Here is a 20,618-nt window from a genome sequence, read left to right as displayed (position 1 = left end):
ATCTAAATTTCTCGGGCTAGGGCAATTAATTATAGTTTACTCACGAATAAACGTAAGTAAGGGTCCGACCAACGGGGGAGAGGGTTACACCTCTCTTTGAGCCGAGGATGTTCCTTCCGAATGTCCAATTGCTAATCATACTTTCCTCGGTTCAAAGAGGCGTGGGGCACCTCAACACTTTTTTTCTCTCTTGAACTTTACCAGACTAATTAGAAGCATCAGCTACACTTACCGATTTGTGTCTATGAGGAACGGTTTTCCGTTTCTCTGACTGTATAAGTGGAATTCACTTGTGTAGTGAGAGAAGCGTAGAAATTAAATATGAAAGTAATAAAAGAACACTGTTATGTAGATAAGTACAGTCTATATACGGTGTTCTTTTTTGTTTATAAGGAGGGGATAGGTTATGCAGGATTTGATTGAACAATATAACACAACTTTAAGGCAATTGAGAGAAGCGCAGCAAGATGCTAAAGAGGAAGATGTAAAGATTCTAACTGATATGATTAGTGACATTTCTTATTCCTTAGAATGGATGAAAAAGGCGAGAAGACCGGGGAATCGTAGAGGGGTTGAACGGTTAGCTGCATATCAGAGGGAAAGAGCGTGTGATCCGTTGCTTATGCAAAGATATTTCCGTAGCATGGATGATAATCTATATGAGTGGGATAATCATCCGCAAGAACATGCAATTGGTGAATGGGACAAAATTAGATTAGAAGATGCGTTATCATTGTTAACTGAGCGGGAGAAAGAAGTATACCTCATGTCTAGAGGATATTGTTTAACATATAGAGAGATTGCTAGATATCTAGACATTACATGTAGCACGGTACAATCTATGATAGAACGTGCTGAAAAGAAAATAGCTAGACAGGTAAATGAGAGCCTCTTCTGCAATTGCGGATGAGGTTTTTATTTTTTGTGGTATTTATTAAAGTAAATGGTTATCTTTGAGAAATTAAGGTAAAATATAGTTTGTGAATTGTACGCATATTTGTTTCGTTAAGGAAGTGAAAATATGATTAAGAATGCAATTGATTTTATTTTATCCGAGGTAGGTATACCGGTGCTCAATCATCCTGATATTAATAAGGAGATTAAGTATAAGGTAAGAAGTACCATGGACAGAATTAATACTTTTAAGAAAATAGGAGATTTGAAAATTTATATGGATAGATTTTCAGATTTCCCTGAAGAAGGAAAAGACTTAGTTTATACAGCTCTTAGGAGTAGAGGATTGAAAACGTATGAAGATATATATTCTGAGTTCGAAGAGAAATTTCAGCATCATCTAAATGATGTAACAGTATTAAGTGATTTTGTTATTGGAAAGACATATACATCGTGGGACATCTCTAATTTTGCTAGGGATTATGATAATAGAAAAGGTATCTATTTAATAGGGAAATCCTCTAAATTAAGCGCTATTTTTATTAAAGTTACTTTAGAAGATGGGAAATATGCAAATGAGTGGTTAGTAGAAAAAGAAGTTTTAAAATATTATTTTAAAAATAGAGCCAATAGATTCAAATTAGAGTACCAAGATAACTCTGCTATTTATAGTACTAAAGACACAAATGTACCAATCTATGTATATATTAAAGAAGACACGAAGTGTGTATTACACGGTGTATTCAAATACGTAAAACATGTTGAAGAAGAGGACGGCTCTAAGTGGTTTGAATTGAGAAAGATTGACCATTATAGAACTTTACATAACCTTACTAATAATGAATATGAGAGTGATCTAGAAATAAGAGTGGAGAAATCGCGAAATATTGATAGTTCTAACCGTAGAAATCGATTAGAACAAGCGGAAAAAATACCAGAAGTGGTTGAAGTGGTTACTACTCAATATAAACGAAATCCAGATGTGATTGCTGAGATACTAGAGAGAGCTAATGGATATTGTGAAGAATGTGGACAAGAGGCGCCTTTTAAACGCGCTAAGGACGGCACACCATATTTAGAGGTGCATCATGTAGTTCCGCTATCTGAAGGTGGAGAGGACACTGTGGAAAATGCAACTGCTCTATGTCCTAATTGTCATAGAAAAGCTCATTTTGGATAATGGTTAAAAGTAGGTGAAATGGTTAAATAGGATGTACTAGTCTATTAGATTAAATGCTATATTTTTAAGTTATTTTGTTGAGAAGGGGAGGAATTTTAATGATTGAAATAGATAGTCAGAGTAAGGAAGAATGGATTGAAAAAAAAGATGGGGAATTATTTATAGCAAACGAACTATTCCATAGACATTCAGATTTATTCTTGAATAAGCATATTCAATTGGAAAATGATATTAAACTTTGTATTGAAAGTAAGCTAAGCGGATTAGAATTTAAAGTTTCTGAAAAGGAAGAGAAGTATTTTAAACGAGTAAGTGCAGGTTCTTTAAACAAAGCATTAAAAAATAGCTTAAAAACTATTGTGAATATGAAGTTTGAAGTTGAATGTAAAGAGGGTGTATTGTATGACTCCCCTAAAACTGGAGGGTTCGACTTTGCTTTATTTGATAGTGAATACAATATAAAAAACTTTAGAAATTTATGCTTTGGCAGAAGAGCGATGCATAGAGGAGAAAATGAATGGAATAGACAGTTGAAGAGAAACAAAGAGTGGAAGGAGATTGTTGAACAGAATCAAGTACCTACTACCCAATTTCAAGGTGAAGATATAATGGTACCTAAACAAAGTCCAACAGTAGTTGGTGAAGTTCAATTTGGGAATTGGGGCTTAGGTTTTTATGATATGTTTAAAGTTCTTCATTTAGAAGAATCAATGGAAGTAGATCTTTTAATATATATTACAGCAACGGGAAATTTAGAAGAGTATTTAAGTAGCGGTATAGTAACTTTTGATAAAATGAAACAGACACTAGAGCAATATGGTAGTGTTGTGAAAGTACCTATTTGGTTGATAGGGATAGATATGAAGGATTAATCGATAGTAGTTTTACATAAGAATTTCATATGGTTTATATTAACCTTTCAGAATTTATATAAGATATATGAGTTCTGAAGGGTTAATATAAACATAAAAATTATCTATAAATATATAATGCATATTAAAAAATCATTAGCTTTTATTAAGGCGCTTTTGCATCCAATTTAATTTTTCTTGTATATTTTCAGCCTTTTTAAGGTCTTTCCCACTGAGATTAGGTATATTTGAAGCTATTTCGTCTAAATCATTTATTATTCTCTTTTCTAATTTTGGGAAACTATTCGTTAAAAAAGTAGCTGTTGTAAAATCAATAAATTGATAATTATCGAAATCTGAATCTGTTTGAATGCATGCTAAATCATTGACAGAATATTTATCTTCATCTTCATTGCTATATTGACGTGCTGTTTCTATGTAATTTGAATCAAGAATTATTCTTGGCATCTTTGCAACTGTACTTTCTAAACGGTAAGCTTCATTCATCGCGGGTCCAAATACAATTCTTTCATCATGATATAGCTTCCCAGAAGTGATTCCTCCACGAATTAAATAACCATTTGTTGCGATAGCACCTGCAAGAACCCAAGTGTTAACTAAAAGTGCATACATACAATTAATAGGATAAGAAATAACGACGCTATCGGAAAAGATAGTTACACGTCTATCATCTGAAAGATTAGTTGTAGTTTTTTCTTTTAATGATATTTTTTCGGAATATTCCTTATCTTTTTCTGACATCGATGCATATTTGTTTTCGGTTGTTTCTTCGTCTTGAAAGTGAACTCCCAAACGTGCTTCATCTTCGCTTGTAGTAGTTGCATAATCAACGATACGATTAAGTGTTTCTAATAATTCTTGAAATTCTGTATCTGAATTCACGGTTTTTTCCACAATGTTCCTAAAACCTAGAAAATCTAAGAATACAATTGCTCTGTTTTCATATTTTTTTGGGTTTTGATAGGGATTTTCCAACATGGTTCCTCCTTTATAATAGTACAATATTTGACGTGAAAATGTGGTTGCATAATATTTTTGAGTTTAATCTACTTAAGCACTTCCATAACAATTGGCTTAGTAGAAAGTATAATCATTTTATTTTAGAGCTGTATTGGATAGAAAACTGAATTTAATGATTATTCTTCACTCATTATGGTACTTTATAAATTAAAATTTGTATATCTGTTTTTTGTAATGTGAATAAACGTTCTTGTATAATCAAAAAAAACGATAGATATCTTGTAGAGGAAGTCTATAGAATTAAGAAAAAGTGTTAAAAACAACACTCATATCTATTTACCTAAGTAAATAGATATGGTATAATAAATATAGAAAGAACGAAAGGGGGGGAAACAAATTGGCAAAGTTAGCACTGATACTAGGAATGATACTTACAGCACTAACAATCATTGAGAAAGTCCTAGTCATCCACGAAAAAGTAAAAAAGCTCAAAACCAAACGAAAACGCCCAGCCAGACGTAAACGAAAATGATTTTGAGCGGAAGAGAGAAGCCCACCTTCTCTCTTCTATACACATTATAACAACTTGCCAATTTGTAAACAATATGAAGAAAACAAGTAATTCATCGAACATCTTAATTATTTTCGTTACACTGTTTTACTTTGCGTATTTTCGAGATTCAGTCGAAGCGAGTATTTTTAAAACTGTTTTGGATATCGTGTTAATCATTCTTTTAGTCCTTTATATAATAAATACGTCATTACGACTTTATGGGATTTTTAAAGAAAAAAGAGGTGAATAAAGTGTACAAGTTTGAGGATAAAGAGCAACTGCTTTCTTTTTTACATGATGAAGTATTAACGACACCAGAGGTAATGGATGTTTTAGGGATTAGTAAAGCGAGAATTAGTAAAATGATTAAAGATGGTAAACTTGTACCATTTAAGAAGATGGAACGAGTGAGTTTGTTTCTACGTGAAGACATTGAAGAAAAGAAGAAAGAACTAGAAGTATTGCGTAGTAAATATAGACCATATGAAGAGGAATAGTCATTTTTGTACAAAGCTTAATTATGATAAGTATTAGAATGAAGTATTTTAACTTTATATTAAGTTTTATTGATTTTGTTTCAACCTCCTTTTATTCTTATATAGAGGAGGTTGATTTGTATGAGGAAATTGCGTAAAGACATTAAAGTAATCGCCCAATTAGTTATATTTTTGGCGGTTTTTACATTATTATCTGTAGTATTTAATGCTATAGGAAATATGGAAATGTTAGTAGGGATGATTCAGGAGACTTCTAAGTTAGGGATAAGCATAATAATAGGTTTAATCGGGATTGCAATTGCTTGTATAGCTTTTCAAAGTCTAGAAGCTAGAAAAGAGAACAAAAACTTTTATATGAATTATTTGACGTTAATGCTTATTGCACTACTCTTTTTACTAACTATTTTTTGGTTCCCGTATTTACCGATAGATTCTAACAAGTATATGTATTATTTTATTTTTATAGTTTATTTTCTTCTTGGGACAGTTTTGTTAGGTCTTTCTTTAATTGGGACTCATAAAATTATTAAAAAGGCATTCGAATAAAATCAGTTGAAGAAATAATCCTAATATAAAGGGTTATTTCTTTTATTATGGAGATAGAAAAAGAGATGAAAATAAATCATCTCTTTTATACGTTCTTATTTTCAGTAACACCTAAATGCTTTTTTAATGCATCTTGTAACACTTGTGAGTAGTTTACATTATTAGCTTTTCCCATTTTATCAAGCCAATGAGGAATGGTTAATGTTTTCTTTACTGCTTTATTTTCAATTTCACTACGGAATGGTGGCATCCATACTTCAATAAAGCCAATAACTTGATTCTCTTTAGTTTGGATAGAAGCTGGATTAGATGCTGGTGGAATAATGCCTTTATTTTCTTCTATTTCATATAGGTGAGTTGCTAATGTCTTTTTAGCCATTTCAAAAGCATCCTCATAATTATTACCATTAACATGACAATCTGCTAAGTCAGGAAATGTAACAGTAACCTGCTCATTAGAAAAATCAAAAATAGATGGGTAGATGTAGCGATCTTGGTAAGTGCTCATTAGCTTTTCCTCCTGCTAAATATAGTGTAATGGATTTACTTCTTTAATTTCTTGACAATCGAAATGGTAAAGACCAGAATCCATAAAATAATAACTATTAAGTAGATAGTGTCTAACATTTGTAAATTAGAAAAGTCGGTAACAATAAAGAAACGAATTGTTAAAAATAAACAAATAGTATTTAAAATCAATGAAGTTTTTGACATATTGATATGGGAGATGTTAATATTTTTTTGAGAAACCCAACCAGTTGGTTGGGCTTCTTGTTAGCTTACTTGCGTTTTCTTCGCTTAGGTTTTCTGCTTGGTCGGCTGGAACCTTTGCGTTGAGGACGCTTATTTTTTTCTTCTTTGATTTCTTTGAGAAGTATGTATATCGCTAAGATGAAAGAAGAAATCCCGCTTACTTTGTCTAAAATATCTAGAATGTCCATCTCCCTTATTCCCTCCTTTCTATACTCTTATTATAACACGTATTATAATACGTATCAATAGTTTTTTGATATTTATTAGCAATTTTTAGTATTAAATATATTAATTATATGGATATTTTTTATTGAGTGAATTAGAAAACAATAATATAATGATTTATGAATTCAAAGGAGGTATAGTGCCGTGGATGTAAAAAATAATAAGGTTGGAAAATATCTTGATGGGAAAATAAAAGAATATTTCAATATTAAGTACAAAGAACTAAATGTTACACAATGCTCGGAATTTATTAACAAGCTAAAAGATGGACATACAAAAGAAGACTTAGAGTCAATGAGTGTTATTTTGGAAGGGGAAATAGAACAAAGTAAGTTATTTGGTCCAACTCAAACATTCTACAACTCTTTGATTACGATTCTAGTAGGTACTTTGATAGCGTTATTTACTTGCTTTTCTGGTTTTTCTTTAAACTCTGCGATGCTTTTTAGTAAAGGAGACGATGGAGGGGAAATAGCTCAAAAGATAGATAATATAATTCAAAAGGCAGATAATTTAACATTTGCATTTAATACAGTCCTTATAAGTGGATCAATTGTATTTGTATTATTGATGCTCATGCTTATTTATATAATATTTGCTTTGCAGAATTATAGAAATAATTTTGGAAGGTTTCATTTTTATAAGCAAATTATTGATAAGTGTATTGAAAAAAAGGAAAAAGAGGAAAACGAAAAAGAAAAAGAAAGAGTGGAAAAAGAAAAAGCGGAAAAAGAAAGAATGGAAAAAGAAAGAGCGGAAAAAGAAAGAGCAAATAAAAATAAATTAGCTTCTAGTAGAAAAGGCTCATCGAGATATCGTTAATATAATTAAAAAGTTATAAACCATATAGTTTTTGTCGTACAAAAGCCACCTAATAATAGATAGGGATTAATGACAATTATGTTATATAAAACTTCATTTACCGTATTAGGTTTCGTATAACTTTATATAAAAGATAACCGTTCAACATTGAGCGGTTATTTGTTTTGAGGTGGATGCATGGCAAAAGAATATGCAAAGAGATTTTATAAATCCACAGCATGGAAGAAGTGTAGGGATTCATATTTTAAATTTAGATATGGATTGTGTGAGAGGTGTAAGGGGAGTGGAAAAATTGTTCACCATAAGGATTACATAACACCAGAGAATATAAATAACCCAGAGATTACATTGAGCTTTCATAACTTAGAACTTTTATGTCAGGATTGCCACAATCGTGAACATCATGAGAAGAATAGTCCAGTTGTTGAGGGAGTAATGTTTGATGAGAATGGGGATTTAATACAAAAAGAATAAAAATCAAAATAAAAAATGAACGCTGATATTTCCAAAGAAATAAAAGCCCCCCCATTTCAAAATCTTTTTCGAGTTCTCATAGGACCGATGAGATACCTTCACGTAATACACAGGTCATTTCGCGTGACCCCCCTACCCAAAATGCAGAAGAGATGAGGTGTTATTTATGGCGATAAAGAAAGAATTAACAAAAGAAGAACGGGTTAATAAAGAGATAACCAGACTTAAACGGATATATAAAGAAATGCCAAAAGATACCCTCTTGGTAGTAGAGGGGCTAATTGTTGAAGCGGCAGATTTGCGTGTTCGATTAGAAGATGTACGTAAAGATCTCGATGAAAATGGTTATGATGAAATGTTCTCGCAATCAGAGAATCAAGAGCCATATGAAAGGGAAAGACCAGCAGCAAGAAGATATATAGCTATGAATAAAAGTTATCAAACGATTATGAAGCAGTTGGGTGATTACATACCTAAAAAACCTATTGAAAGTAAGGAGAAGGATGATGGGTTTGATGACTTCGTGATGAATAAATGAGGATACAATATCCTTTGTCTTATAACCCCATCATTGAATATTACAGCCTTATTGAATCAGGAAAAGAAATTGTTAGTGAAAAAGTCCGTAGAATATATAAGAAATTAGTAAGTGATATTGGTGATAAAGAAAGTATATATGAATACGACTCAAAGAAAGCGAACCATGCCATTGAGTTCATCGAAAATTTTTGTAAGCACTCAAAGGGAAAATGGGGCGGAAAACCAATTGTATTAGAAGTATGGCAAAAGGCATTTATTGCAGCAGCATTTGGCTTTGTACATGGAATAGATGGCACAAGAAAATACAGGGAAGTATTACTTGTAGTTGCTCGTAAAAACGGAAAATCTACTGTTGGTTCAGGTATTGGATTGTATTTGCAAATAGCAGATGGGGAACCAGGTTCAGAAGTTTATGCGGTAGCAACTAAGAAAGACCAAGCGAAATTAGTTTGGCTAGAATCAAAGCGAATGGTAAAGAAGTCACCAGCACTATTAAAGCGTATTAAACCTTTAGTATCTGAAATGGTTTCTGAATGGAATGATAGTACATTTAAACCACTTGGTTCTGATAGTGAAACTTTAGATGGACTTAACGTACATGGTGCTATGATGGATGAAATTCATGCTTGGAAAGATAAAAATTTATATGATGTTATTGTAGATGGTACGTCTTCACGAGAACAGCCAATGATATTTATGATTACAACAGCCGGAACTGTCCGAGAGTCAGTGTATGATATGAAGTATGAAGAAGCAGAAATGTTGTTAAATGGACTAGATGATCCGGATGGATATAAAGATGAGCGTTTTTTACCCATAATCTACGAGCTGGATAAACGAGAGGAATGGACTGACCCATCAAAGTGGAAGAAAGCCAATCCTGGGCTTGGAACGATAAAAAAGGTGGACCAACTTGAAACAAAAGTAAACAAGGCAAAAGCAAATTCTTTGCTGGTAAAAAACTTACTAACGAAAGATTTTAATATAAGAGAAACTTCAACAGAGGCATGGCTGACTTTTGAACAACTAAATAATCCTGATACTTTCGATATAGAAAAGTTAAAGCCTTCCTATGGAATTGGTGGTTGCGATTTATCTTCAACTACTGATTTAACGGCAGCGAAGGTTATTTTTATGGTTCCAGAAGACCCGTATATTTATGTGAAGCAGATGTATTGGCTTCCGGAAGATTTATTGGAGCAGCGAAGTAAAGAAGATAAAATTCCATATAATTTATGGCACGAGCAAGGAATATTACGAACAACACCGGGAAATTCCGTTCATTATAAATTTGTCACGAAATGGTTCTTAGAAATACGAGATGAATATGGCATTTATCTACCTTGGATTGGCTATGATAAATGGTCAGCGAATTACTGGGTTGAGGACATGCAAGGGTATTTCGGGAAGGAAGCTATGATTCCGGTTGCACAAGGTAAACAGACCCTTTCTAGCCCTATGAAACTTTTAGGAGCCGACTTGGAATCTAAGCTAATAAACTATAATAACCATACAATTGACAAGTGGTGTCTTTCCAACACAGCAATAGACGTTGATAAAAATTTAAATATACAACCAAATAAAACAAAGAACCAACGACGTCGTATTGATGGCACAGCAGCGCTTTTAAATGCATATGTAGTTCTTCAAGAAAAACGAAATGACTACCTCAACATGATATAAGAAGGAGGTGAGAAATTGGGGTTATTTGATAAGATATTTGGAAAGAAACAGGCTCCTTCTACCAAAAGCTATAACCGTTATGAAATGATTAGTGATACGGGTGGCGGTTTTTTCTCTTGGAATGGAGACATTTATCAGAGTGACATAATTCGGGCGTGCATAAGGCCTAAAGCAAAAGCTGTTGGTAAGTTAGTTGCTAAGCACATCAGAGATAATAAAAAAGAATTCAAAGTTAATCCAGAGCCATACATTCGGTTTTTATTAGAAGAACCCAATCCATTGATGACAGGTCAAATGTTTCAGGAAAAAATGACAAACCAATTAGAACTGAATCACAATGCCTTTGCTTATATTAAACGAGATGAACGGGGTTATGCATTAGAAATATATCCAATTCCTTGTACAACAGTTGAGGTAGTTGAAGGAACATATGGAGATATCTTTTTGAAGTTTCATTTTAGAAACGGAAAACAAATGACTGTACCATATACGGATGTAATTCATTTACGTAAAGATTTTAATGAAAATGACTTCTTCGGTGAACATCCAGGTAAAGCACTATCGCAATTGATGGAGATTGTAACGACTACAGATCAAGGGATTGTCAAAGCAATTAAAAATAGTGCTGTAGTAAAGTGGATTCTTAAATTTAAATCGGTATTGAAACAAGAAGATATCGATACTCAGGTTAAAAACTTTGTTAATAACTATTTAAATATTGCAAATGATGGTGGCGCAGCTTCTTCTGATCCACGATATGATTTAGAACAAGTCAAACCAGAATCGTTTGTTCCGGATTCAAAACAAATGCAAGAAACAGTTCAGCGTATTTACAATTTCTTTAATACAAATGAAAAGATTATACAGAGTAAATATACAGAAGATGAGTGGGTGGCATACCAGGAATCGGAGATTGAACCATTAGCAATGCAGTTGAGTGGCGAACTTACAAGAAAAATATTTTCCAAAAGTGAACGAGGTCATGGCAATAAGATAATCTTCGAGAGTAGTAACCTTCAGTATGCTTCAATGAGTACGAAGTTAAATTTAATTCAATATGTTGACAGAGGGATGATGACACCTAATGAGGTACGACAAATATTAAGTATGGCACCTATTGAGGGAGGGGATATCCCTGTGAGAAGACTGGATACTGCTCCTGTTAATAATGACATGGTTGAAAATACAAAGGAAAACAACTTAAAAGAAGAAGGAGACCTCAATTAAAAGGGAAATAGTATAATAAAAAGGTAGGATAGTTACGGAAGTCATGAGCTGTAATGAAAGGTCGTATCCGAGCGGATTTCCTACCTTTTTAATAATCGGAATTATACTTTCGGAGGTATATAGAATGTCTAAGAACGTTGTTTATGCAATTGAAAACAAGGTTAACGGTAAATTGTATATAGGTAGTACTGTCAATTTACCCAAGAGGCAAAGAGAACATTTGAATTCCTTAAGAAACAACAAACATCATAGCGAACATTTACAACGAGCGTGGAATAAATACGGTGAAGCTTCTTTTTTCATTAGAGTTCTAGAAGAAGTTAGGGATATGGACGAGTTGAGGAGAAAAGAAAAGGAATGGATAATTTCCGCAAAATCTTTGAACAAAGATTATGGCTATAATGTTTCTGAAAGCACTATTAACTTCTCTGCTAGTGGTAAAGATCATCCGATGTGGGGAAGAAAGTTCAGTGAGTTAGGATATGTTTCTTATTGGAAAGGAAAAAGAATACCAGAACATATTAGAGTGAAAATGAGGAAACCAAGAAGTGAAGAAGGCAAATCTAATATGAGAGGACCTCGGCCTAGTATTGCGGGAGAAAAAAATCCTATGTACGGGAAAATATTCACTGAAGAACACAAAGCCAAAATTAGTGAATCTTTAAAAGGGAAAATGCTAGGGGATAAAAACCCTATGTATGGAAGACAAAGAACTGGAGACAACGCAGGGAATTGTAAAAAAGTAATTCAATTGGCACTCGACGGCCAATTTATAAAAGAATACATAAATATTACTGAAGCGGCTAAAGCAACCGGCGCAATAAGACAACATATATCTAAGTGCTGTAAAGGTGAAAGGAAACAAACTGGCGGTTATAAATGGGAATATATAAATTAATATGAAAAATTAAAAAGCATCCTATATTGGATGCTTTTTATTATTTCGATGAAGGAGGTGATGACAATGAACAAGACGGAAAAGAGGGAACTACTGAGTAGTGCTCTTGAAATTAGGGAATTAGAGAATGGCCTTCGGACAATTTCTGGTTATGCAGTTAAATGGGAAATGAAATCTGTAACAATGGGCTATTGGCAACGATTTAAAGAGCAGTTTAAAAAAGGAGCTTTCACAGAGTCCTTGACTCAAGATGATCAATTAGCTTTATGGAGCCACGACACATCACAAGTGTTAGGAAGAACTAAAAATGGTACTCTTCGTTTGTTTGAAGATGAGATTGGACTAAGGTTTGAACTAGACTTAGCCAATACAACACTCGGAAATGACACATACGAGACGATTAAACGCGGTGATGTAGACGGTGTTTCCTTTGGGTTCCAAATGGTCAAAGAAGAATGGGATGAATCAGATCCGGACAATGTAGTTCGTAGTGTAACAAAAGCTAAGTTACTAGAGATTAGTCCAGTAGCTTTCCCGGCTTATCCTGACTCGCAAGTTTCAGCTAGAAGTCATGACCCATACAAACAATTTGTGAATGAACGCAATCAAAAAGAATTACGTAAAAAACTAATTTTAAAAACATATTTATAAGGGAGAGATTCATTTGAAAACATTACAAGAAATTTTAACTAGAAAATCAGAAATTCGCTCAATGTTACAAAGCGATAAGGAAGTAGACTTAGAAGCATTAGAAACAGAATTACGAGACCTTGAAGAAACACAAAAACAAATTGAAACACGACAAAGATTATTAAAAGAAGCAGAGGAGATTAATAATAATCAAATGCCTGAAATGCGTACAGTTGAAACATTTAACAATGAACCTCAAAAACAAGACGTAGAATTAGAGACTTCTGAAAAACGTGGACAGGCTCTAATGGAAAACCGTGCTGTTACAGTTGGAAGTGGTAATGTAGTTTTACCTAAGCATAGTGCAACGGATATTCGTCCAACTTTCAATGAAGTGTCTACGCTAATTGATCGTGTGTCTTCTAAAACTTTAAAAGGTGGAGAGAGTTACCAACAGCCGTATATTAAAAGTTATGGAGAAGGTGATTACACAACTGAAGGTAATGACTACAATACATCAGAAACAACGTTTGGATATGCAGATATCACAAAAGCAAAAGTTACAGCTTATTCAGAGGACACAGAAGAGCTTCAAAAATTACCAGCAGCTGATTACGATGCTGAAGTAATGAAGGGGATTACGGTAGCTACTCGTAAAAAGTTAACTCGTGAAATTTTAATTGGTACAGGTGCGACGAATCGACTTGCTGGTATTTTCTCGGCAGCAGCTACGGCGATTGATGCAGAAAAAGATTTAGAAATCTCGGCGATTGATGCATCTACATTAGATGAAATTATTTATAGTTATGGTGGAGATGAAGACGTAGAAGATGCGGCAGTATTAATTTTAAATAAACTAGATTTAAAAGCATTTGCTAAGCTTCGTACATCTGATGGTAAAAAGGTATATAACGTAGTATCACAAGGTAATTCTGGAACAATTGATGGGGTACCATTCATTATTAATAGTGCTTGTAAGGCTGTTTCTGATGCTAAAACAACAGCTGGACAATATAGCATGGCATATGGTCCTTTATCAAACTATCAACTTACTATCTTCTCAGATATGGACGTTCAACGATCTACAGACTTTAAATTCAAGCAAGGTATGATTGCACATAGAGGTTCTGTTTTTGCAGGTGGTAACGTAATTTCTAAAAATGGATTCTTACGAGTGAAGAAAGCGGCTACTGTATAATAGTCGCTTTTCTTTATGGTATAAGGAGGTTTAACAGTGAGTGGGAAACCGTTGAATAAATATGTTGTAAAAAGAGCTTTTCGAGATAAATTCACTTTCATTCATTATAGTGTTGCAGATTCATATGAATCAAATGACACAGAACGTGTAATGTATTTACAAGATGAAGGTTTCTTGAATAAAGAACGAATTATAGATAAACAAGAAGGCTTAAAAGGGCCGGTTCATGTTGGAGGAGGGTATTACGAACTTCCAAATGGTGAAAAGATTAAGGGCAAAGATGCCGCTCTGGAAGCTTTAAAACAGCTAGAGCAAGTTGGTGAATGAACATGATGCTTGATGTTGTGAAGAAGGCGGTACGTGTCTCACATAATGCTCTTGATGATGAACTTGAAGATTTAATTGAAGCATCTCGATATGATTTGAAGTTATCTGGTGTTTCTCATCTTAAGGCAAATGATGATAATGATCCTCTAATTAAAAGAGCAGTTATTACGTATGTAAAAGCTAATTTTATTTCAGACGCAAAAGAGGCAGAACGTTTTTTAGCATCGTATAACATGCTTAAGAATCATCTAACTTTAGCGGGTGACTATAAATGAATGATATTTTACTATTCCCAGTAATAACAATTACTAAAGATGAACTAGGACAAGTTGAGGAAGATGAAGTATTTAGTAGACAGGTATTTTGCAAGAAAAAATCAGTTCCTCAATCAGAATTCTTTCAAGCTGGACAAAGTAATATTAAGGCTAGTCATATATTGATTGTTCATGTCTGGGATTATCAGGATGAACGAAAAGTGAAGTATCGAGATAAAGAATATAGCATTTACCGCACGTATGAAAGAGACGATGAAAAAATCGAACTTTATTGTGAGGTGAAAGCGGGTGTCTAATATTGATACTCTTGCAAGTGATATTGCTAGGGAATTGCAAAGATACGCTAACCTAGTAGAAGAAGATATAGAAGATGCTAAAGAAAAGGTTGCGACCAATCTTGTGAATGAATTGAAACAAAAAAGTCCTAAGAAAACAGGGAAGTATGGTAAAGGCTGGCGGAAAAAGAAAGATGGCAGTGCAATCATTGTTTATAATGCATTGAAACCACAACTTACACATTTATTGGAAAAGGGACATGCTAAAGCAAATGGTGGCCGTGTAGCAGCTAAGGTTCACATTGCCCCGGCAGAAGAAAAAGCAATAAATGAACTAATTGAACGTGTCGAAAGGGCGATTCAACAATGACATTAGGTGAATTAAAGAAAATCCTTGATGCTACAGGTTATCCTGTGGCTTATTCACATTTCACAGCAACGCCAACTAATCCAGTTTCAGCGCCACCTTATATTTGTTTTCTTGTGGACGGATCAGCGAATTTAATGGCTGATAACAAGGTATATCACAAGATAAATAACTTAAGTATCGAGCTTTATACAAATAAAAAAGATTTAGTTGCTGAAGCAAATCTTGAAAAAATCCTAGAAAATTATGAGATTCCTTATGAATCCTATGAGGTTTTTATTGAAACTGAAAACCTATTTCAAAAAAATTATGAAACGAGGTTGATATAAATGAGTGAGAACAAAGTAAGTTTTGGATTAAAAAATGTCCATTATGCAACATATGAAACAAAAGATGGGTTAGTTACATTTGGAACACCAATTCCAATGCCTGGTGCGGTTGAACTAACAAATGAACCACGCGGTGATTTAATTGAATTCTATGCCGACGATATGCTTTATTACTCAGCGGATAATAACCAAGGTTATGAAGGAACGTTAAATATTGCACTCCTTCCGGAGCAATTTGTAATTGATGCGTTAGGTGAACAATTAGATGAGACAGATGGTGTATTAAATGAGTTGGCCGATGCAAAAGGTAAACCATTCGCGCTGTTATTTGAGTTTGATGGTGATGTGAAAGCAACTCGTCATGTCATGTATAACTGTTCAGCAAGTCGTCCTAATATTTCATCGAAATCAAAAACGAATTCAGCTGAACCGAATACAAACGAGCTTAAATTCGTTGCGAGCCCAATTATTCTAGCAACTGGTGGTAGACCGATGGTTAAGACCAAGACAACTTCTAAAACTACACCAGCAATCCATGATAATTGGTACAAAAAGGTCTATGTGAAAACACCAACAGCACCAAAAGGAGTGTAATGAGATGGAAAAAACAATTGTAATAGATGGTAAGCAAGTTCGACTGAAAAGTACAGCAGCAACTGTTAAGCGTTATAAAGCGCAATTTAGACGTGATTTGTTTGCGGATATGATGGCTTTAGGAGCCATTGGTACATTTACACCACAAGATGGTTCCCAGCCTTCTATTGACCTCTCTAATGTAGATTTAAAGAAAATAGATTTTGAAGTTATTTATGATTTAGTTTGGTTATATGCTAAAACCGCTGATCCGAATCTTCCGGATCCAATTACATGGTTAGACGGATTTGAAGAGTTCCCTATTTATGAAATCATTCCAGAGATTAACGATATGATTCAAAGTACAATGGGAGCAAAAAAAAACTAAAGAAAAGTAATGAAGAGCAAGGGACTTTCAGTGATGAAGAATTCACGACTGATTTGTTCCTTGCTCTTTGTTATAAATCGAAATTAACGAGTTGGGATTTAGAAGTAATGACAATAGGTGATTGCTTTGATTACATTGCTGAATTTGCTGAAATGGAGAATCCAGACAAAGAAAAAACTCGTAAAGCAAATCAAAAAGACTTCGATTCGTTCTAGGAAAGGGGTGAGATGATGGCAGGAGGAAGAATTAAAGGAATTAGTATTTCAATCGATGGTGAAACCACGGGACTTCAAAATGCGTTAAAAGATGTTAATAAGCGAAGTAATGATTTAACCAAAGAGCTTAAAGATGTTGAACGATTATTAAAATTTGATCCAGGTAATATTGAAGCTTTAGCTCAAAAGCAACAGTTACTGACTCAGCAAATTGAAAACACCACACAAAAGTTAGATAAATTGAAGGCAGCGGAACAACAAGTCCAAGCACAATTCCAAAACGGAAAAATTTCCGAAGAGCAATATCGCGCATTTAGGCGTGAAATTGAATTTACAGAAGGATCGCTTAATGGTCTGAAGAATAAGCTTGGAAACATGAAGGCTGAGCAAGATAGTGTAGCAAGTTCAACAAGACAGTTAGAAACATTGTTTAGCGCTACTGGAAAAAGTGTTGATGATTTTGCGGGAGCATTAGGAAATCGTCTTGTGAATGCAATTCGAAGTGGAACGGCTACCAGTAAGCAGTTAGATCAAGCAATTGGAATTATCGGACGAGAAGCATTAGGAACAGAAGCTGATATTGAAAAGTTACAACGTGCGCTTCGATCTGTAGATGCTGGTAACTCGATTCAACAAGTACGAAACGAACTAAGAGACTTACAACAGGAAGCTGGCAAAACAGAGAAAAAGTTTGAAGGATTAAAAATAGGATTAGAAAATGTTATAGGTGGAATGGCAGCTGGTGGCGGTATTGCAACCGCTATTGAAAAAGCAATGGATATGTCAAGTCTACAAACAAAAATTGATATCACATTTGATGTTCCAGAGTCTTCGAAAAAATCAGTGGAAGAAGCTATTAGGGGTGTTAGTACTTATGGTATTGACGCTGAAGAAGCATTAGAAGGTGTTCGCAGACAATGGGCATTAAATAAGGATGCTTCTGATGAAACAAATGCCGCTGTGGTTAAAGGGGCAGCGACTATTGCAGCATCTTACGCTGGAATTGATTTTAATGAACTTATACAAGAAACCAATGAGATTGGTGCAACGTTAGGTATTACTAACGAGGAAGCATTGGGATTAGTTAATACATTATTAAAAACAGGATTTCCACCAGAACAATTGGATATTATCGCTGAATATGGGGATCAGATGGTTCAAGCTGGATTTTCAGCGAAAGAAGTCCAAGGAATTCTGTCTGCAGGAGTCGACACTAAAAGTTGGAATATCGATAACCTTTTGGATGAAAAATTGTCCCTATGAGTGGTGACATTCATAGAAAACTCCTTTAATTCAGTGAAACTCTCAAATGAGACAATACTGAGCGAAGCCTTTAACAAAGGAACGTGCAACGACTAGCTGAAAAGCGTAGGGTGTAAGTTAATGACATCCGAAATGGGGAGCATCTTATATAAAAGATGATGATATAGTCTGGTCTGTATAGTGATATACAGAAGTTCATAAGAGAACTGGTAGGATGTTGCGAGTCCTGTTGAACATATCGGGTGTTAAAGAAGGACGTATCAAAATGGCTGAGTTTGGGGCCGGTGTAGATAAGTCTATGCAAGAGGTTTTAGATAAAACAAAGATTTCGGCAGATCAGTTTGCAAAATGGGGTCAGGCAATTGCTGGTGGCGGTGAAAATGGACAAAAAGCTATGCTTGAAGCAACCAAGGCCTTAGCTGGTGTTGAAAATGCAACAGACAGAAATGCACTTGGCACGAAGATGTTCGGTACTCTTTGGGAAGACCAAGGGAAGAAAATCATAGACACCATCTTGAAAGCAGAAGGTAAACAAGTTGATTTAAAAAAAGGAGTAGAGGATTTACATGGTGCTACTTCTAAAATAGATGCAAGTCCAGCAGTGAAATTCCAAAAGGCAATGCAAGATTTACAAACGGCTCTCAAACCTGTTCTTGGAGTTATAGCTGATGTCGTTGCTAAAATAGCCGATTGGATTTCTAATAATCCAAAGCTAGCGGCTACTTTGGCAGCTATTGCAATAGCTATTGGTGTAATTTCAGGGGCATTTATGGCTTTAGCACCAATAGTTGTTGTTATATCGGGTGTAGGGGCTGCAATGATGGGATGGATAGCGTTGTTCGCAATAATTATTGCAGCGGTTGTTGCTTTAGGTATTGCGATTTATCAAAATTGGGATTCCATAAAGCAATGGACCATTGATGCCTGGAATGCAATTGGAGAATTCTTAGTAGGAATATGGGACGGGATTGTGCAATGGGCAAGTGAAGCGTGGAATAGCATTAGTGAATCTACAACAGCAGTTTGGAACTCAATTAAGGAATTTTTAATAGGTATATGGAATGGCATAGTAGAGTTTGTTGTAACGTGGGGAACCACTATTTTAGAAGCATACGTTGGTGTTTGGACATCCATTTTTAATTTCTGTATGGAAATCTGGAATGGAATAGTTGAATATTTAACTTCAGTTTTGCAGGGGATAGCGACGTTCTTTACAGAAATATGGACGTCTATTTCTACATTCTTTCAAGAGACTTGGAATGGATTAGTAGCTTTTATAACTCCTGTTTTACAAGGTATTGCTGATTTCTTCTCTATGATTTGGAATGGTATTTCTACAGTAATCCAAAGTGTATGGAATTTCATTACTCAATACTTACAAGCGATTTGGACGGCTATTTTATACTTTGCTACTCCACTATTTGAAAGTATCAAGAATTTCATTTCTGAATGTTGGAATAAAATCAGTTCTACTACAAGTCTAGTATGGGAAACAATTAAGAATTTCTTGGTTTCTTGTTGGAATGGGCTTGTATCATTTGTAATGCCAATTTTTGAAAAAATCAAATCCTGGATTGTTAGTGTGTGGGATACAATCAGTTCAGCGACGATGGCTGTGTGGAATGCGGTTAAGAATTTCTTGCAAGCATGCTGGAATGGATTAGTATCTATTGTAACACCAATTTTTGATGCAATAAAAAACTGGATTGTGAATGTCTGGAATACTATTAGTTCCACTACAAGTGCGGTCTGGAATGCGATTAAAAGCTATCTTTCTAGCTTATGGAACTCAATTGTTTCCACAGCAAGTTCAATTTTTAATAGTATTAAATCAGCTATTTCAACTGTTTGGAATATGATTAGTAGTGCAAGTAGTAGTGTTTGGAATGGCATTAAGTCTACACTTTCAAGTATCTGGAATGGTATTAAATCTACAGCATCTTCAGTGTGGAATGGATTAAAAGATGCTATTATGACTCCTGTTCGTTGGGTAACAAGTGCTGTTAGTGGGGCGTTTAATGGAATGAAGTCAGCAGTATTAGGCGTGTGGGATGGAATTAAGAGTGGTATTCGTACAGCTATCAACGGAATCATACGTATTATTAATAAGTTCATAGATGGCTTTAATACACCAGCAGAATTATTAAATAATATACCAGGAGTAAGCGCTCCAACTATTCCACATGTACCAATGCTTGCTAAAGGTGGGAAGCCTGTAGGTGATGGTTCATTTATCACAGGTGAAGCTGGTCCAGAGTTATTTACCAAGAAAGGTAATTCAATCACAGTTACTCCTTTATCATCAAAAGAAAAATCGCTTGGTATTACTGGAACTATGAATCAATTAATGGGTGATATGAGCCGCATGATGGCAAACTCTATGAGCCAGTTATCAGGATTAAAGACTGTCATGAGTGGTGTATATGGGAACATGTCAAATAGTAGACAAGCTATGACAAATACAGTTGCAAATCAAGTGTTTAATTACCCGTCTGGATCATCTGGTGATGGAGCAATTCCGACGCTTGGTGGTGAGTTGGTTGTTGAAGTTCCTGTTATTTTAGATGGTCGTGATCTAGCGCGCGGGACTTATCGATATACAAAAGAATATCAAGAAAGAGAAGAGCAAAGAAACTCAGCCTTTTAGGTTTGAG

Annotated in this window: 26 protein-coding genes; 23 read left to right on the top strand and 3 right to left on the bottom strand. The window is 34.6% G+C overall.

Annotated elements, in window-relative coordinates:
* Positions 1–406: 406 nt before the first annotated feature.
* From JDS95_RS02810 to JDS95_RS02800, 3 genes are all read left to right on the top strand, one after another.
* On the top strand, positions 407–910 hold the full coding sequence (locus JDS95_RS02810) for a sigma-70 family RNA polymerase sigma factor (RefSeq protein ID WP_199690254.1): 504 nt from the start codon (positions 407–409) through the stop codon (positions 908–910).
* 111 nt (positions 911–1,021) lie between these two features.
* Complete coding sequence (locus JDS95_RS02805; protein WP_199690253.1) at positions 1,022–2,074, top strand: HNH endonuclease; 1,053 nt, start codon at positions 1,022–1,024, stop codon at positions 2,072–2,074.
* 98 nt (positions 2,075–2,172) lie between these two features.
* Entirely contained in the window at positions 2,173–2,946 is a 774-nt protein-coding gene (locus JDS95_RS02800; RefSeq protein ID WP_000569637.1) for a BglII/BstYI family type II restriction endonuclease, read from the top strand.
* Positions 2,947–3,081: 135 nt separating this feature from the next.
* On the opposite strand, the gene JDS95_RS02795 is transcribed toward JDS95_RS02800, so the two are convergent.
* Entirely contained in the window at positions 3,082–3,921 is an 840-nt protein-coding gene (locus JDS95_RS02795) for a hypothetical protein (protein WP_206773817.1), read from the bottom strand.
* A gap of 382 nt (positions 3,922–4,303) precedes the next feature.
* On the opposite strand from JDS95_RS02795, the gene JDS95_RS31525 reads away from it, so the two are divergent.
* The 3 genes from JDS95_RS31525 to JDS95_RS02785 all read left to right on the top strand — a co-directional run bounded on the left by JDS95_RS31525 (position 4,304) and on the right by JDS95_RS02785 (position 5,502).
* On the top strand, positions 4,304–4,438 hold the full coding sequence (locus JDS95_RS31525; protein ID WP_001086026.1) for a hypothetical protein: 135 nt from the start codon (positions 4,304–4,306) through the stop codon (positions 4,436–4,438).
* Between the two features lie 239 nt (positions 4,439–4,677).
* The gene (locus JDS95_RS02790; RefSeq protein ID WP_003159543.1) at positions 4,678–4,956 is read left to right on the top strand and encodes a helix-turn-helix transcriptional regulator; all 279 of its coding nucleotides are present in this window, start codon (positions 4,678–4,680) and stop codon (positions 4,954–4,956) included.
* Between the two features lie 120 nt (positions 4,957–5,076).
* Positions 5,077–5,502, top strand: a complete 426-nt coding sequence (locus JDS95_RS02785; RefSeq protein ID WP_199690243.1) for a hypothetical protein — start codon at positions 5,077–5,079, stop codon at positions 5,500–5,502.
* Between the two features lie 85 nt (positions 5,503–5,587).
* Here JDS95_RS02785 and JDS95_RS02780 read toward each other — a convergent pair whose 3' ends face one another.
* Positions 5,588–6,010: a type II toxin-antitoxin system HicB family antitoxin gene (locus JDS95_RS02780; protein ID WP_199690241.1), complete on the bottom strand. Its 423-nt coding sequence runs from the start codon at positions 6,008–6,010 to the stop codon at positions 5,588–5,590.
* A 271-nt stretch (positions 6,011–6,281) separates the two neighbouring features.
* Positions 6,282–6,443: a hypothetical protein gene (locus JDS95_RS02775; RefSeq protein WP_000352021.1), complete on the bottom strand. Its 162-nt coding sequence runs from the start codon at positions 6,441–6,443 to the stop codon at positions 6,282–6,284.
* A 181-nt stretch (positions 6,444–6,624) separates the two neighbouring features.
* Here JDS95_RS02775 and JDS95_RS02770 point away from each other — a divergent pair, with 181 nt between their 5' ends.
* The 17 genes from JDS95_RS02770 to JDS95_RS02690 all read left to right on the top strand — a co-directional run bounded on the left by JDS95_RS02770 (position 6,625) and on the right by JDS95_RS02690 (position 20,611).
* Entirely contained in the window at positions 6,625–7,302 is a 678-nt protein-coding gene (locus JDS95_RS02770; protein WP_199690239.1) for a hypothetical protein, read from the top strand.
* Positions 7,303–7,479: 177 nt separating this feature from the next.
* Entirely contained in the window at positions 7,480–7,776 is a 297-nt protein-coding gene (locus tag JDS95_RS02765) for an HNH endonuclease (RefSeq protein WP_044793474.1), read from the top strand.
* A gap of 166 nt (positions 7,777–7,942) precedes the next feature.
* Positions 7,943–8,314 (top strand): hypothetical protein, encoded by a 372-nt coding sequence (locus tag JDS95_RS02760; protein WP_000985229.1) that lies wholly within the window; start codon positions 7,943–7,945, stop codon positions 8,312–8,314.
* Positions 8,311–9,999, top strand: a complete 1,689-nt coding sequence (locus tag JDS95_RS02755) for a terminase large subunit (RefSeq protein WP_199690238.1) — start codon at positions 8,311–8,313, stop codon at positions 9,997–9,999. Before JDS95_RS02760 ends, JDS95_RS02755 begins: the two co-directional genes overlap by 4 nt.
* A 15-nt stretch (positions 10,000–10,014) precedes the next feature.
* Positions 10,015–11,226 (top strand): phage portal protein, encoded by a 1,212-nt coding sequence (locus JDS95_RS02750; RefSeq protein WP_199690237.1) that lies wholly within the window; start codon positions 10,015–10,017, stop codon positions 11,224–11,226.
* Between the two features lie 124 nt (positions 11,227–11,350).
* Entirely contained in the window at positions 11,351–12,124 is a 774-nt protein-coding gene (locus tag JDS95_RS02745) for a GIY-YIG nuclease family protein (protein WP_199690236.1), read from the top strand.
* A 66-nt stretch (positions 12,125–12,190) separates the two neighbouring features.
* Positions 12,191–12,775, top strand: a complete 585-nt coding sequence (locus tag JDS95_RS02740; RefSeq protein ID WP_044810228.1) for an HK97 family phage prohead protease — start codon at positions 12,191–12,193, stop codon at positions 12,773–12,775.
* 13 nt (positions 12,776–12,788) lie between these two features.
* Positions 12,789–13,952, top strand: coding sequence for a phage major capsid protein (locus JDS95_RS02735; protein WP_199690235.1), 1,164 nt, complete (start codon positions 12,789–12,791; stop codon positions 13,950–13,952).
* Between the two features lie 36 nt (positions 13,953–13,988).
* Positions 13,989–14,279 (top strand): hypothetical protein, encoded by a 291-nt coding sequence (locus tag JDS95_RS02730; protein WP_199690234.1) that lies wholly within the window; start codon positions 13,989–13,991, stop codon positions 14,277–14,279.
* 2 nt (positions 14,280–14,281) lie between these two features.
* Positions 14,282–14,554, top strand: coding sequence for a head-tail connector protein (locus JDS95_RS02725; protein WP_000979031.1), 273 nt, complete (start codon positions 14,282–14,284; stop codon positions 14,552–14,554).
* The gene (locus JDS95_RS02720) at positions 14,551–14,850 is read left to right on the top strand and encodes a phage head closure protein (RefSeq protein ID WP_044793467.1); all 300 of its coding nucleotides are present in this window, start codon (positions 14,551–14,553) and stop codon (positions 14,848–14,850) included. Before JDS95_RS02725 ends, JDS95_RS02720 begins: the two co-directional genes overlap by 4 nt.
* Positions 14,843–15,199 (top strand): HK97 gp10 family phage protein, encoded by a 357-nt coding sequence (locus JDS95_RS02715; RefSeq protein ID WP_000065124.1) that lies wholly within the window; start codon positions 14,843–14,845, stop codon positions 15,197–15,199. Before JDS95_RS02720 ends, JDS95_RS02715 begins: the two co-directional genes overlap by 8 nt.
* Complete coding sequence (locus JDS95_RS02710; protein ID WP_199690233.1) at positions 15,196–15,525, top strand: hypothetical protein; 330 nt, start codon at positions 15,196–15,198, stop codon at positions 15,523–15,525. Before JDS95_RS02715 ends, JDS95_RS02710 begins: the two co-directional genes overlap by 4 nt.
* On the top strand, positions 15,526–16,119 hold the full coding sequence (locus JDS95_RS02705) for a major tail protein (RefSeq protein WP_144467684.1): 594 nt from the start codon (positions 15,526–15,528) through the stop codon (positions 16,117–16,119).
* A 4-nt stretch (positions 16,120–16,123) separates the two neighbouring features.
* Positions 16,124–16,486 (top strand): hypothetical protein, encoded by a 363-nt coding sequence (locus JDS95_RS02700; RefSeq protein ID WP_000415944.1) that lies wholly within the window; start codon positions 16,124–16,126, stop codon positions 16,484–16,486.
* Positions 16,487–16,716: 230 nt separating this feature from the next.
* Complete coding sequence (locus JDS95_RS02695) at positions 16,717–17,964, top strand: hypothetical protein (RefSeq protein WP_044810220.1); 1,248 nt, start codon at positions 16,717–16,719, stop codon at positions 17,962–17,964.
* A 265-nt stretch (positions 17,965–18,229) separates the two neighbouring features.
* A complete protein-coding gene (locus JDS95_RS02690; RefSeq protein WP_199690232.1) occupies positions 18,230–20,611 on the top strand; it encodes a phage tail protein in 2,382 nt (793 codons plus the stop codon).
* Positions 20,612–20,618 lie beyond the last annotated feature (7 nt).

The sequence above is a fragment of the Bacillus cereus group sp. N24 genome, assembly GCF_016483345.1.
Taxonomy (GTDB): Bacteria; Bacillota; Bacilli; order Bacillales; family Bacillaceae_G; genus Bacillus_A; species Bacillus_A toyonensis.
The sequence above is the reverse complement of the archived record's forward strand: the minus strand, read 5'-3'. Positions and strand labels throughout refer to the sequence as shown.

Coding starts and splice junctions, on each gene's coding strand:
- JDS95_RS02810 (WP_199690254.1), top strand. CDS start 407: ATGCAGGATTTGATTGAACAATATAACACAACTTTAAGGCAATTGAGA.
- JDS95_RS02805 (WP_199690253.1), top strand. CDS start 1,022: ATGATTAAGAATGCAATTGATTTTATTTTATCCGAGGTAGGTATACCG.
- JDS95_RS02800 (WP_000569637.1), top strand. CDS start 2,173: ATGATTGAAATAGATAGTCAGAGTAAGGAAGAATGGATTGAAAAAAAA.
- JDS95_RS02790 (WP_003159543.1), top strand. CDS start 4,678: ATGGGATTTTTAAAGAAAAAAGAGGTGAATAAAGTGTACAAGTTTGAG.
- JDS95_RS02785 (WP_199690243.1), top strand. CDS start 5,077: ATGAGGAAATTGCGTAAAGACATTAAAGTAATCGCCCAATTAGTTATA.
- JDS95_RS02780 (WP_199690241.1), bottom strand. CDS start 6,010: ATGAGCACTTACCAAGATCGCTACATCTACCCATCTATTTTTGATTTT.
- JDS95_RS02775 (WP_000352021.1), bottom strand. CDS start 6,443: ATGGACATTCTAGATATTTTAGACAAAGTAAGCGGGATTTCTTCTTTC.
- JDS95_RS02765 (WP_044793474.1), top strand. CDS start 7,480: ATGGCAAAAGAATATGCAAAGAGATTTTATAAATCCACAGCATGGAAG.
- JDS95_RS02760 (WP_000985229.1), top strand. CDS start 7,943: ATGGCGATAAAGAAAGAATTAACAAAAGAAGAACGGGTTAATAAAGAG.
- JDS95_RS02755 (WP_199690238.1), top strand. CDS start 8,311: ATGAGGATACAATATCCTTTGTCTTATAACCCCATCATTGAATATTAC.
- JDS95_RS02745 (WP_199690236.1), top strand. CDS start 11,351: ATGTCTAAGAACGTTGTTTATGCAATTGAAAACAAGGTTAACGGTAAA.
- JDS95_RS02740 (WP_044810228.1), top strand. CDS start 12,191: ATGAACAAGACGGAAAAGAGGGAACTACTGAGTAGTGCTCTTGAAATT.
- JDS95_RS02725 (WP_000979031.1), top strand. CDS start 14,282: ATGATGCTTGATGTTGTGAAGAAGGCGGTACGTGTCTCACATAATGCT.
- JDS95_RS02720 (WP_044793467.1), top strand. CDS start 14,551: ATGAATGATATTTTACTATTCCCAGTAATAACAATTACTAAAGATGAA.
- JDS95_RS02710 (WP_199690233.1), top strand. CDS start 15,196: ATGACATTAGGTGAATTAAAGAAAATCCTTGATGCTACAGGTTATCCT.
- JDS95_RS02705 (WP_144467684.1), top strand. CDS start 15,526: ATGAGTGAGAACAAAGTAAGTTTTGGATTAAAAAATGTCCATTATGCA.
- JDS95_RS02700 (WP_000415944.1), top strand. CDS start 16,124: ATGGAAAAAACAATTGTAATAGATGGTAAGCAAGTTCGACTGAAAAGT.
- JDS95_RS02695 (WP_044810220.1), top strand. CDS start 16,717: ATGGCAGGAGGAAGAATTAAAGGAATTAGTATTTCAATCGATGGTGAA.
- JDS95_RS02690 (WP_199690232.1), top strand. CDS start 18,230: ATGGCTGAGTTTGGGGCCGGTGTAGATAAGTCTATGCAAGAGGTTTTA.